10 protein-coding genes are annotated in these 13,083 nt (G+C 71.5%); 3 read left to right on the top strand and 7 right to left on the bottom strand.

The genetic code is table 11. The features are described from left to right. Window positions 1-2: 2 nt before the first annotated feature. Both AC6F7H_RS19060 and AC6F7H_RS19055 read right to left on the bottom strand, forming a co-directional pair. Complete coding sequence (locus AC6F7H_RS19060) at window positions 3-1,751, bottom strand: TIGR03767 family metallophosphoesterase (RefSeq protein ID WP_500758151.1); 1,749 nt, start codon at window positions 1,749-1,751, stop codon at window positions 3-5. A gap of 313 nt (window positions 1,752-2,064) precedes the next feature. After that, the gene (locus AC6F7H_RS19055) at window positions 2,065-2,529 is read right to left on the bottom strand and encodes an NUDIX hydrolase (RefSeq protein WP_500758150.1); all 465 of its coding nucleotides are present in this window, start codon (window positions 2,527-2,529) and stop codon (window positions 2,065-2,067) included. A 289-nt stretch (window positions 2,530-2,818) separates the two neighbouring features. Here AC6F7H_RS19055 and AC6F7H_RS19050 point away from each other — a divergent pair, with 289 nt between their 5' ends. Then, window positions 2,819-6,118: a S8 family serine peptidase gene (locus AC6F7H_RS19050; RefSeq protein ID WP_500758149.1), complete on the top strand. Its 3,300-nt coding sequence runs from the start codon at window positions 2,819-2,821 to the stop codon at window positions 6,116-6,118. Window positions 6,119-6,189: 71 nt separating this feature from the next. Here AC6F7H_RS19050 and AC6F7H_RS19045 read toward each other — a convergent pair whose 3' ends face one another. After that, complete coding sequence (locus AC6F7H_RS19045; RefSeq protein ID WP_500758148.1) at window positions 6,190-7,014, bottom strand: hypothetical protein; 825 nt, start codon at window positions 7,012-7,014, stop codon at window positions 6,190-6,192. 1 nt (window position 7,015) lies between these two features. Beyond that, window positions 7,016-7,555: an RNA polymerase sigma factor gene (locus tag AC6F7H_RS19040; RefSeq protein WP_500758147.1), complete on the bottom strand. Its 540-nt coding sequence runs from the start codon at window positions 7,553-7,555 to the stop codon at window positions 7,016-7,018. A gap of 333 nt (window positions 7,556-7,888) precedes the next feature. Between AC6F7H_RS19040 and AC6F7H_RS19035 the strand changes: the two genes are divergently transcribed. Continuing rightward, window positions 7,889-8,905 (top strand): aspartate-semialdehyde dehydrogenase, encoded by a 1,017-nt coding sequence (locus tag AC6F7H_RS19035; RefSeq protein WP_500758146.1) that lies wholly within the window; start codon window positions 7,889-7,891, stop codon window positions 8,903-8,905. Window positions 8,906-8,968: 63 nt separating this feature from the next. On the opposite strand, the gene AC6F7H_RS19030 is transcribed toward AC6F7H_RS19035, so the two are convergent. From AC6F7H_RS19030 to AC6F7H_RS19020, 3 genes are all read right to left on the bottom strand, one after another. Next, complete coding sequence (locus AC6F7H_RS19030) at window positions 8,969-9,295, bottom strand: type II toxin-antitoxin system PemK/MazF family toxin (RefSeq protein ID WP_500758145.1); 327 nt, start codon at window positions 9,293-9,295, stop codon at window positions 8,969-8,971. A 7-nt stretch (window positions 9,296-9,302) separates the two neighbouring features. Then, window positions 9,303-9,533: a ribbon-helix-helix domain-containing protein gene (locus tag AC6F7H_RS19025; protein ID WP_500758144.1), complete on the bottom strand. Its 231-nt coding sequence runs from the start codon at window positions 9,531-9,533 to the stop codon at window positions 9,303-9,305. Window positions 9,534-9,660: 127 nt separating this feature from the next. Then, on the bottom strand, window positions 9,661-10,155 hold the full coding sequence (locus tag AC6F7H_RS19020) for a DUF1203 domain-containing protein (protein ID WP_500758143.1): 495 nt from the start codon (window positions 10,153-10,155) through the stop codon (window positions 9,661-9,663). A 112-nt stretch (window positions 10,156-10,267) separates the two neighbouring features. On the opposite strand from AC6F7H_RS19020, the gene pepN reads away from it, so the two are divergent. Further along, on the top strand, window positions 10,268-12,859 hold the full coding sequence (pepN, locus tag AC6F7H_RS19015; RefSeq protein ID WP_500758142.1) for an aminopeptidase N: 2,592 nt from the start codon (window positions 10,268-10,270) through the stop codon (window positions 12,857-12,859). Window positions 12,860-13,083: the final 224 nt, after the last annotated feature.

Genomic DNA, 13,083 nt, shown 5'->3' with positions numbered 1-13,083 from the left:
TCCTACGCCTTGAGCAGCAGTTCCGTGTTGCGGTCCTGGGGGGTGCCGCCGAGGTCGGTGCGGGCGCCCGGGGCGTTGTAGGACAGTTCGCGGTAGAGGGCGGCCAGGCCGGTCTGGGTGAGGTCCTCGTGGTCCGTGCGGGACGGGGCCGCGGACTCGACCAGGGTGGTGAAGAGGGACAGCGTGCCGTCCTCGTTGTCCACCAGCTCGATGACGCGGGCGAGGTGGGGGAAATCGATGTGGGAGGCGGTGGAGATCTCCCAGAAGGAGCCGGCGGAGCCGGTGTGCGGGGTGATGGCGTTGCGGTGGATGTGACCGTTGACCCAGGCCACCACGTTGCGGTGCCGACCGAGGAGCGCGAGGAGTTCCCTGCCGTCGTGGCGCCGTTCCTCGGGGCGGGCCGGGTCGCGGTGCGTGTTCGTCATCGATTCGCTGGTGTGGTGGCTGAAGATGATCGCGCGGGAGTCCTTGTGGGTCCGCAGGGTCCGCTCCAGCCAGCGCAGTTGGGCCGTCCCGAGGGAACCCGTGTAGTGGCCGCCCGGGTCGGTGGTGTCGAGGCTGACCCCGATGACGTCGTCGGAGACGCGGAACGCGTAGTACTGGGTGCCCGCGTCGAGGTTGGCTGCGGTGTAGCCGTGGCCCACCGGACCGAATCCGCGGTGCGCGGGGTCCAGGTGCGCCTTCAGGTACTCGACGGGGGTGAACGGGGCGCGCGCCTCGTCGGGGGTGACCGAACGCATGGCGCGGGCGTGGGTCTTCAGGAACTCGCCGTACTGGACGCCCCGGGGGTCGGTGGCCTTCTTGATGGTCTGCTGGAGCTTCTTCGCCTCGGCCGCCGGTATCTCCATCAGCTTCCGGCCGCCGACGGCGAGTTCGGTGAGGTGGGAGTCGCCGTGGGAGGCGTAGCAGCCGAGCGGCATCGTGTCGTGGTTGCCTACGGTGGAGTACCAGGGAAGGTTGAGGCCGGGGCTGTTGACCTCGCGGACGGCCGCCGCGAGGAAGCCGTCCAGGTGCGGGAAGCCGAGCTGCTTGTCGGCGTCGCGGACGGCGGTGTCCGGCTGCCAGTACTGCCGCAGACCGCTGTTCTGGACGCCCTCGTAGTGGCGCGGGTCCCCGGAGTTGGGGGTGACACGGCCACCGCTGAGCACCGTCAGGAACCAGTCCAGTTCGGTGCGGGTGTTGTTGTCCGTGTTGTCGCCGGTGGTCATCGCGAAGTGCAGCGGGGAGCCGGTGACGGGGGCGCCGCGCAGTGCGTTGATCCGCTCGACGAGCGCGACCGCGCCGTGCACGGTGAGTGCCTCCTGGGGCCGCCAGGCGCGCACATCGGTGGAGCGCAGGTACTCCAGGCGCAGCGGATGCTGCACATCGAGCAGGTGCAGGTCGGTGAGCTGCACGAACGCAGCCAGCGTGGTGCGGCGGTCGTCCCGGCCGGGGCGGGCCGCGGCCAGTTCGCCGCGCACCACCCGCCCCCAGCCCTGCCCTTCGTCGAGGCGCCGGTAACCGGATGCACCGCGCGGGGCGGAGACCCCTTCGAGGGTAGTGCCCCGGGTGTACGGGGCGAGCGGGGCGGCCGGTGCCCGTCGGGAGGAGGCGTGCACGGCCCCGTCCGTGGCGGCGTCCGCCGCGACGGCCTCGCCGCCGGGCCGCAGGGCGTAACCGACGCCGGCGGAGAGGGCCACCGCGCCGGTGGCGGCGAGGACGGAACGGCGGTGGAGTCCAGTGGAGTCGGCGGCTGGGCGTATGCGCGGCATGGCGCTTCTCTCCCCGGGTGCGAACGCGTCGGCAGTGGTCGCGGGGTGCTCGCCGGGCGAACGTCCCGCTCGTACTGGATGCTTGGCAGCGGGAATGGCCTGCGTGTGAACGCGGCGGCAACGCGCGACGCCGATCGCCGTACGTGGATCTTGGACCACCCCGCGTGTCGGAACCCGCTTCCACACCGGCCCGAACCCGGTCACTCCGCGTTCACTTCACGGGAGAGACGGGTCACAGAATGTGAACCTGACGGCGATGATCGGCACAACTGACCGGTCGAGGCCGGAGGCCTCGACCGGTCGCCCCCGGCGGTCAACCCTCCGCGCGCTCCGCGACCCGCCCTGCGGCCGGCCGCTCCCGCCACAGCCGCAGCGCGATGTCGACCAGGCGGATCCGGACCAGTTCCGGGACGGCGTCCAGGGGCTGCCAGGCGGCCAGTTCGGTGGAGCCGCCGATCTCGTTGCGCAGTTCGCCGCCGATGATCCGCCCCTCGTAGACCAGCCGTACGCCGTGGTGGTCGACGGGGCGGCTCAGGCGGCCGCCGGGGAAGGTGTGCCGACTGGAGTTCACGCCGAGCAGTCCGGTGACCTCGATGCGGTAGCCGGTCTCCTCCTCGACCTCCCGCCGCACGGTGTCGTAGGGGTCCTCGCCGTGCTCCATGCCGCCGCCCGGCAGGACCCACTCGGGGGCGCCTTCGGGCACCGGGGACCGGGCCAGCAGCAACTGCCCGTCGCGCACCACCACGGCGTAGGCCGCCACCCGCAACTTCTCTCGCACCCGGGGACGTTACCCCGATGACCGCCGGACCGACAGGCGAGTAACCGACAACGGGCCGCCGCCGTACGACGCGACCACGCGAACGACTTGCCCGGTTCGTCACCCGACACCCGATACGCGCATAGCGGGTTTTCCCCACACATCCATTTCGATTCGGCCAACCCTCGCCAAACACCTGTCTCTTGCGTAAGGCTCAGCGATCGTCCGGGATCGCATTCCGGACGATCGCGGCCAGGGTCGATCAGCTCCGGTCGCTCCACGATGGTGCCTTTACCTGCAAGGGATGCCGATGACCCATTCCTCCCAGCGCGAAGCGGTATCGGGCGCGAGACGCGTCGCCCGTATCGCCCTGGCCGCCGGTCTCGTCGCCGCGCTCAGTGCGGTCGGACCGATACCCCTGGCGGTCGCCGCCGCCGCGCCGACCGCCGCGCCCGTCGACGGTGACGTCAAGTCCGCTCCCGACAAGCTCGGTTCGAAGGACGCGGACCTGCTCGCCGAGGCCAAGGCGGACGGCGTCAAGAACGTCACGATGATGATCGCCACCGCTCCCGGCAAGACCGAGCAGGTCGCCGAGCAACTGGACGCGATCAAGGGCGGTTCGGTCGGCCGGACCCACGACGAGCTCGGCTACGTCCGCGCCACCGTCCCCACCGCCAAGGCGGACTCGGCCATCGCCGCCGCCGCGAAGCTCTCCACCGTGCACGGCATCGACCTGCGCGAGGAGATCCCGCTGGACGACCCGACACCCGGCGCGGACACCACCAAGGGTGCCGCCGGCAAGGGCGGCAAGGGCGGTCACCCGGCTCCCGGCAAGCAGACCCCCGCCAAGAACCCGTACAACCCGTCCTTCGAGACCGGCGCCGTCGACTTCGTCAAGGACAACCCGAAGGCGGACGGCCGCGGTGTCACCATCGGCGTCCTCGACACGGGTGTGGACCTCGCCCACCCGGCGCTGCAGAAGACCACCACCGGCGAGCGGAAGATCGTCGACTGGGTGACGGCGACCGACCCGCTCGTGGACGGCGACCGGACCTGGCGGCCGATGACCGAATCGGTGTCCGGCCCCACCTTCACCCACGAGGGCACGACCTGGACGGCACCCGAGGGCTCGTACCGGATCAGCACGTTCAAGGAGTCCTACACCATCGGCGGTGACGCGGGCGGTGACGCCAACCGCGACGGTGACACCACCGACTCCTGGGGCGTGCTGTACGACGCGGCGGCCGGCACGGTCCGCGTCGACCTGAACAACAACCAGGACTTCTCCGACGACACCCCGATGAAGCCGTACAAGGACAGCTTCCAGATCGGGTACTTCGGCACCGACGACCCGTCCACCGAGGTCGCCGAGCGCCAGCCGTTCGTCGTGGAGATCCGCAAGGACGTCGTGTACAACGCGGCCGGCGCCAAGGCCGACTTCGTCAACATCGGCCTCATCCAGGGCTCGCACGGCTCGCACGTGGCCGGCATCACCGCGGCCAACGGCCTGTTCGGCGGCAAGATGAACGGCGCCGCCCCCGGCGCGAAGATCGTCTCCTCCCGCGCCTGCACCTGGTCCGGCGGCTGCACCAGCGTGGCGCTCACCGAGGGCATGATCGACCTCGTCGCCAACCGCGGTGTCGACATCGTCAACATGTCCATCGGCGGTCTGCCGGCGCTGAACGACGGCAACAACGCCCGCGCCGAGCTGTACACCCGCCTCATCGACACCTACGGCGTCCAGCTGGTGATCTCCGCGGGCAACTCCGGCCCCGGCACCAACACCATCGGCGACCCCGCCCTGGCCGACAAGGTCATCTCGGTCGGCGCGACCATCTCCAAGGAGACCTGGGCCGCCAACTACGGCTCCGAGGTGAAGAAGAAGTACGCCATGATGCCGTTCTCCTCGCGCGGTCCGCGTGAGGACGGCGGCTTCACGCCGACGCTCGTCGCGCCCGGCGCGGCGATCAACACCATCCAGACCTGGTCGCCGGGCGCGCCGGTCGCCGAGGCGGGTTACGGCCTGCCCGCCGGTTACGGCATGCTCCAGGGCACCTCGATGGCCTCCCCGCAGGCCGCAGGTGCCGCCGCGCTGCTGCTGTCGGCCGCGAAGCAGAAGCGCATCGACCTGACGCCCGCGAAGCTGCGCACCGCCCTCACCTCCACCGCCGAGCACATCAAGGACGTGCAGGCCTACGAGGAGGGCGCCGGCCTCATCGACATCGAGGACGCCTGGGACGCGATCCGCGACGGGGCCACCGCGCACGAGTACACGGTCAAGGCACCGGTCGACACCGCGATCGACCAGTTCCTGAAGACCCCGGGCTCCGGCACCGGCCTCTACGACCGTGAGGGCGGCCTCAAGGCCGGTCAGAAGAAGACGTACGACATCACCGTCACCCGCACGTCCGGCCCCGACCGCGCGATCCGGCACAGGCTCGGCCTCGAGAACAACGCCGGCAACACCTTCCGCATCCTCGGCGACCGCGAGGTGCAGCTGTCGCTGAACAAGCCGGTGACCGTCAAGGTCCAGGCCGAGCCCCGCTCGGCCGGTCTGAAGAGCGCGATCCTCGAGGTCGACGACCCGCGCACCGAGGGCGTCGACCGGCAGATCCTGAACACCGTGGTCGTCTCGGCGCCGCTGAAGCACACCTTCTCCGCCTCCGGTACGGCCCAGCGCAACAGCACCACCTCCTACTTCGTCACCGTGCCGGAGGGCGCGAAGACGCTGGAGATCGCGCTCGGCGGGCTGAAGGCCACGAGCCAGACCCGGTTCATCGCCATCCACCCGTACGGCGTCCCGGCCGACCCGACGTCGACGGTCAACTGCTACCCGAACTACAACAACCCGGCCAACACCTGCCGCCCCGACGTGCGTTCGTACGCGGACCCGCAGCCGGGCGTCTGGGAGATCGAGGTCGAGTCGCGCCGCACCTCGCCGCTGCTCGACAACCCGTACACGCTGGACGTCGCCGTGCTCGGCGCGGTCTTCGACCCGGAGACCGTGACCGTCCCGGAGGCCAAGATCGGTGCTCCGGCCGACGTCTCCTGGAAGGTGACCAACCAGGCCGCCGCCCTGGACGGCAAGCTGGTCGGCGGCCCGCTGGGCTCGGCCAAGACCGACCGGCCGACCATCAGCACGGGTGACGTCCACACCACCACGGTCGAGGTGCCCGCGGGCGCCGCGTCGCTCGACGTGGCCATCGGCAACGTCACCGACACCGCCGCCGACCTGGACCTGGCGGTCTACAACGCCGCCGGCACCCGCGTCGCCCAGTCCGCCGACGGCGACTCGGAGGAGTCGGTCTCCATCGCCAAGCCGGCCGCCGGTACGTACACCGTCCAGGTCGTGGGCTACTCCGTCCCGGCCGGTTCCGCCGAGTACGACTACCGGGACGTGTTCTTCTCCGCCGCGCTCGGCGAGGTCACGGTCGACGGGGCCGCCTCGGTGAAGCTCGGCACGGGCGCCTCGGCCGCCGTCTCCGGCAGCGCCACCGCCGTCGCGGCGGCTCCCGCGGGACGTGAGTTCTTCGGGCGCGTCCAGCTGGTCAACGCGCGCGGCACGGTCGCGGGCACGGGCAGCGTGACGATCGAGAAGGTCGTGCCGTAACCGACGGCCACCACCGAGGGGCGGGCGTCCACCAGGGCGCCCGCCCCTTCGTCGTACGCGCCCTGCGCCGATCACTCACAGGTCAGGGTGCGCGACACGGGCAGCGCGGCGGCGATCCGCGCCCGTTCGGGGGCGATGTCCTCCTCACCGACGATCACGGTGTCCGGGACGGCGCCCTCGCGGGGCAGGCCGACCAGGACCCGGTCGCCCTCGTGCAGCGGGGGGTGGCCGGCGACCTCTCGCAGGAGAACGATCTCGTCATCGCCGTCCCGCGCGCCCTTCTCCGGCTTGTGGAGACGGGTCGCCGTCAGCGTGACGCGCTCCTGTCCGGCGCCCGCGCCCGTGCCCGGTACCGGCTCCACCGCCGCGACCGTGCCCTCGACGACGAGCCGGGCGCAGGCGAGATAGCGGGGACTGCCGAAGGCGGCACCGCCGTCCTGACCGCTGCTCAACGCCTCGTCGGCGGCCTTGGCACCCGACGCGTCGGACGCTCCTCCCCCGGTCTGCGTCACGAGCCAGCCCGTGCCGACGACCACCGTGGCGGCCGCCGCCGCGACGAGCGCCCCGAGGGCGATCCGCAGGGGGCGGCGGGCACGGCGGGGGCGGGCGGGCGGGGGCGTCACAGGCGCGAGGGGGGTCGCCGACGCGAGGGGGGTCATCGGGGACCCGGACCCGGCCTCCTGGTGCTCACCGGCGTCGGCCAGCGCGTCCCCGATCAGGCCCAGCTGCTCCCGCAGCACGGCGATGTCGGCGGCGGCCGCGTCCCGCGCGGCCGTGAGCGCCGGGTCCTGCCGGGCCCGCGCGGGCAGCGGCTCGTCGAGGAGCGCGGCCATGAGGGCGTCCATGCCGTCGTACCGGGGCATGCCGTCGTCCTGGGGGTCGTGGGCGGCGGCCACGTCATACCACCTCGTCCTCGTGCAGGCGGGCGCGCAGGGCCCGTACGGCCGTGTGCAGCCGGCTCTTGACCGTGCCCTCGGGGACGCCGAGCTGGTCGGCTATCGAGCGCACCGGAAGGTCTGCGTAGAACCGCAGTACGACGACCTGGCGCTGGGCGTCGGGCAGCCCGTCCAGACCGCGGACGACGGCGAGGGAGAGCAGGCGGGTCTCCTCGTCGGCGGGGAGCTGCTCCGCCGGGCGCAGCGCGGCGAGGCGTTCGCCGAGCCGCTCCTGGCGGCGCTTGGCCCGGTGCCAGTCCATGGCGAGGTTGGAGGCGACCACCGCCGCCCACGCGGAGACGTCCCGGGGCGCCTCCTGCCCGCTCGCGGCGCGTTCCAGCAGCCGCAGGCGGACCTGCTGCACCCCGTCCGGCAGGTCCGCCTGCGGCACCCCGCCGAGCGCGAGCACCGCCCGCACCCGGCGTTCCTGCGCCGCGTCCAGCGGGTCGTCGTCCGCGGCGCCGTACGTCGGCCGGCCGCGCCGGATTCTTCCGCGCAGCACTGCCCACCCCCCTCGCACTGTTTCCCCTACGACGCCGGCCGGGCCCGGAACGTTCGCCCGGGTGCCGCGGACCGGGCAGAGGCGTACGTCACACCGCCGTGTGGGTGGGGCGGGGCGGGGCAGGGGACCTTGCGGTCGGTGGCCCCCGACGGCTGATTTCCTGCGGCTCGCAGGGATGGCGACCGCAGGTCCGCGACCGGTGCCCGGCGCCGGGGCGTCCCACTGTTCGGGCAGAAGGCGTTAACAATTGGACAGGCGGGCCGTGGTCGGCCGCATGATGGAAAAGCCTCGGCCAGGTAACAGGAACGCGAAGAGACGCAGTAGGGAGACGCCGTGAGGGTCGGAATCGTCGGAGCCACCGGTCAGGTGGGCACGGTCATGCGCAGCATCCTCAAGGAGAGGGAGTTTCCGCTGACCGAGCTGCGCCTGTTCGCCTCGGCCCGCTCGGCGGGGACGGTCCTGGACGGGGTCACGGTGGAGGACGCGTCCACCGCGGACTACACCGGCCTGGACATCGTGCTGTTCTCCGCGGGCGGCGCGACCTCGAAGGCGCTGGCCGAGAAGGTCGCCTCGCAGGGCGCCGTCGTGATCGACAACTCCTCGGCCTGGCGCAAGGATCCCGAGGTCCCGCTGGTCGTCTCCGAGGTGAACCCGGACGCGATCGCGAACCGGCCCAAGGGCATCATCGCCAACCCGAACTGCACCACGATGGCCGCGATGCCGGTCCTGCGTCCGCTGCACGCCGAGGCGGGCCTCGAGGCGCTGGTCGTCGCCACGTACCAGGCGGTGTCCGGCTCCGGACTCGCGGGCGTGGCCGAGCTGCACGGCCAGACCCAGAAGGTCGTCGCCGACGCCGACAAGCTGACCCACGACGGCGCGGCGGTCGACTTCCCCGAGCCCGGCGTCTACAAGCGCCCCATCGCCTTCAACGTGCTGCCCTTCGCCGGCAACCTCGTGGACGACGGTCTGAACGAGACCGACGAGGAGCAGAAGCTGCGCAACGAGTCCCGCAAGATCCTGGACATCCCGGAACTCAAGGTCTCCGGCACCTGCGTGCGCGTCCCGGTCTTCTCCGGCCACTCCCTCCAGATCAACGCCCGGTTCGCCCGCCCGATCAGCGCGGAGCGCGCGACCGAGCTGCTGGCCGACGCCCCCGGTGTCGTCCTCACCGACATCCCCACCCCGCTCCAGGCCGCCGGCCAGGACCCGTCCTACGTCGGCCGCATCCGCCGCGACGAGACGGTCGACAACGGCCTGGCCCTCTTCGTCTCCAACGACAACCTCCGCAAGGGCGCGGCCCTGAACACCGTCCAGATCGCGGAACTGGTGGCGGCCGAGCTCAAGGGCTGAGGCTCACCGCACTGGAAAGGGGGCGTCCGCCGGTCGACCGGCGGACGCCCCCTTTCTGCATGCTCACAGCGCCAGGTGCCGCCGCAGCGCCACGTCGATCTCGGCCATGCGCTGCCGCGGCACGGCGCCGACCTTGTGCAGCAGGCGGTCCGGCGCAACGGCACGTACCTGCTCGCACTGCACCTTGGAGTCCTTCGACAGACGGCTCTCGTCGGAGCGCAGAAGGACCTGGAACGTCAGGACGCGAGAGGTGTTGGACGTCAGCGGCGCCACCGTGACGACCCCCCGGTTGTGCCGCACGACAGACTCGTTGGCAGCGTTGTTGGAGACAATCACCGCGGGCCTGACCTTGTTGGCTTCGCTCCCCCTCACCGGTTCCAGGTCCACCATGTAAATGTCACCACGCCTCATCGGTGATCCCGTCTCCGCTCGCCCGGTCCCACAATCCGGCGTCCCCGCTCCTGTCCCATTCGGCGAAAGCCTCCGTGTACTCCTGCTCGAGCTGCGCCTGCCTGAGCAACTCAATGGCGGCTTGTATCACGGCTGAGCGGGACTCGGCCTCCGTACGGGCGGCGTATTCGTCGACGAAGGCCAGGTCCTCCTGCGGCAGACTCACACTGATCTTCATACCTGCAATGCTACCCGAAGTAGGAAAAGCAAGGCTACCGCTTTTCTGCTCCAGGCCAGGTGCCCTGCCTTTCACCCGCCGCCCCTCATCATTTTCCGAATCACCCCGTCGGCTGCGGATGGGACCCTCACTGCCGGTCGTCGCGTCGCACCTCGTAGAGGAAGCAGCCGTACTCCACCGCGCGGACGTGGACGAGGGCGACCTCCGGGTCGGTGAAGGCCTCCGTGAGGGCGGGGGCGAAGGCGTCCGGGGTTTCCACCAGGCGGCCGCCCAGGATGCGGCCGTCGGCGGAGTAGCGGCGCAGCGTGCGGTGGGCGTCGGTGAAGGGCAGGCCGGCGTCGGGCGCCGGTCCCGCGCACTGCTCGGCGTGGATGAAGACCGGGCCCTGCTCGTCGTACGCGCCCGGGTCGGCGCCCGTCCGTGCCGCCCAGCGGCGCAGCGGCGCGTACGACACCAGGGCGATCGTCTCGCCCGGCGCGCTGCGGCGCAGGCAGCAGCGGAGCGGGGCGCCGCTCTCGTCGTCGGTGCGGGAAACCGCGGGGCGGCCCGCGTCGTCCAGGGTGCGCAGTTCCTTCAGGACCGGCGCCGGGACGGGGCGGGCGGTGCGGTGGGGCGTCGTCATGGTTCCAGGCTCGCGCCGGGGCGGGGGCGCCACCGGCGGGAAATGGTCATCGCGTTCCGTGCCGGTCACGTGGAAGGATGGCGCAACCCACACATAACGAGGAGATGACCGCGTGCCTGGCACAAACCTGACTCGCGAAGAGGCGCAGCAGCGGGCGAAGCTGTTGACCGTTGACTCGTACGAGATCGACCTGGATCTCTCCGGCGCGCAGGAGGGCGGCACCTACCGGTCCGTGACCACGGTGCGCTTCGACGTCTCCGAGGACGGGGACGGGGCGGAGTCGTTCATCGACCTGGTGGCTCCCACCGTCCACGAGGTGACCCTCAACGGGGACTCCCTCGACCCCGCCGAGGTGTTCGAGGACTCCAGGATCGCCCTGCCGGGTCTGCTCCCGGGCCGCAACGTCCTGCGGGTGAACGCCGACTGCGCGTACACCAACACCGGCGAGGGCCTGCACCGGTTCGTCGACCCGGTCGACGACCAGGCCTACCTCTACACCCAGTTCGAGGTGCCGGACGCCCGCCGGGTGTTCGCGAGCTTCGAGCAGCCGGACCTCAAGGCGACCTTCCAGTTCACCGTGAAGGCCCCGGAGGGCTGGACCGTCATCTCCAACTCGCCGACGCCCGAGCCCCGGGACAACGTCTGGGAGTTCGAGCCGACGCCGCGGATCTCGACGTACATCACCGCGCTGATCGTCGGCCCGTACCACTCCGTGCACAGCGTGTACGAGAAGGACGGCCAGTCGGTGCCGCTCGGCATCTACTGCCGGCCCTCGCTCGCCGAGTTCCTCGACGCGGACGCCATCTTCGACGTCACGCGGCAGGGCTTCGAGTGGTTCCAGGAGAAGTTCGACTACGCGTACCCCTTCGGGAAGTACGACCAGCTGTTCGTGCCGGAGTTCAACGCGGGCGCGATGGAGAACGCCGGTGCCGTGACCATCCGGGACCAGTACGTCTTCCGGTCGAAGGTGACGGACGCCGCCTACGAGGTGCGGGCCTCGACGATCCTGCACGAGCTGGCCCACATGTGGTTCGGCGACCTGGTCACCATGGAGTGGTGGAACGACCTGTGGCTGAACGAGTCGTTCGCCACCTACGCCGAGGCCGCCTGCCAGGCGGACGCGCCGGGCTCGAAGTGGCCGCACTCCTGGACGACGTTCGCGAACTCCATGAAGACCTGGGCCTACCGGCAGGACCAGCTGCCGTCCACGCACCCGATCATGGCCGACATCCGTGACCTGGACGACGTGCTGGTCAACTTCGACGGCATCACGTACGCCAAGGGCGCGTCCGTCCTGAAGCAGCTGGTGGCCTACGTCGGCAAGGACGCCTTCTTCAGCGGCGTGCAGGCCTACTTCAAGCGTCACGCGTACGGCAACACGCGCCTGTCCGACCTGCTGGGCGCCCTGGAGGAGACCTCCGGCCGCGATCTGAGCACCTGGTCGAAGAAGTGGCTGGAGACGGCCGGCATCAACGTGCTGCGCCCGGAGATCGAGACCGACGGCGCGGACGGCACGGGCGCCATCACCTCCTTCGCCATCCGCCAGGAGGCCCCGGCCCTGCCCGCCGGCGCCAAGGGCGAGGCCACCCTGCGCCCGCACCGCATCGCCGTCGGCCTGTACGACCTGGACGAGGCGAGCGGCAGGCTGGTGCGCGTCGACCGGGTCGAACTGGACGTCGACGGCGAGCTGACCGCCGTACCGCAGCTCGTCGGCAAGGCCCGTCCCGACGTGGTCCTGCTCAACGACGACGACCTGTCGTACGCCAAGGTCCGCCTGGACGAGCGGTCGCTGGCCTTCGTCACCGAGCACCTCGGCGACTTCGAGGCGTCCCTGCCGCGCGCGCTGAGTTGGGCGTCGGCCTGGGACATGACCCGGGACGCCGAACTCGCCACCCGCGACTACCTGTCCCTGGTGCTGTCGGGCATCGGCAAGGAGTCGGACATCGGCGTGGTGCAGTCGCTGCACCGCCAGGTGAAGCTGGCGATCGACCTGTACGCCGCCCCGGCCGCCCGCGAGGCCCTGCTCACCCGCTGGACGGAGGCCACCCTGGCCCATCTGCGGGCCGCCGAGGCGGGCAGCGACCACCAGCTGGCGTGGGCGCGCGCCTTCGCCGCGACGGCGAGGACGCCGGAGCAGCTGGACCTCCTGGACAGCCTGCTGGACGGCACGCAGACGGTCGAGGGCCTGGCCGTCGACACGGAGCTGCGCTGGGCGTTCGTACAGCGGCTCGCGGCGGTGGGCCGGTACGACGAGGCCGAGATCACGGGCGAGTACGAGCGCGACAGGACCGCCGCGGGTGAGCGGCACGCAGCCACCGCGCGCGCCGCCCGGCCGACCGATGAGGCCAAGGCGGAGGCGTGGGCGTCGGTCGTCGAGTCCGACAAGCTGCCGAACGCGCTCCAGGAGGCGGTGATCACCGGCTTCGTCCAGACCGACCAGCGTGAGCTGCTGGCGCCGTACACGGAGCGGTACTTCGAGGTGCTCAAGGACGTCTGGGAGTCCCGCTCGCACGAGATGGCCCAGCAGATCGCGGTCGGTCTCTACCCGGCGATCCAGGTCACCGGCGAGACCCTGGACCGCACCGACGCCTGGCTCGCCTCGGCCGACCCGAGCCCGGCCCTGCGCCGTCTGGTCTCCGAGTCCCGCGCGGGCATCGAGCGGGCCCTGCGAGCCCAGGCCGCGGACGCGGCGGCGGCTCGGTAAGCGGCCGTACGGCTTGAGGGGCGCCCGGTGTCACGCCGGGCGCCCTTCGCTGCCCGAAGGCCCGTCGGCACAGCGCTGCGGACACGCGCCTGCGCAGGGTCTCGTCCTCGATCGTGTCGGCGTACCGCCACCGCCGTGCGGCGGCGGTGACCTCCTCCGCAGCCTCGGCAGGCGCGCACTTACAGTGTTCGCGTCAGTTCCGGAACTTCCTGTATCAGTGAGGT

Source organism: Streptomyces sp. MMS24-W38 (assembly GCF_059889265.1).
The sequence above is the reverse complement of the archived record's forward strand: the minus strand, read 5'-3'. Positions and strand labels throughout refer to the sequence as shown.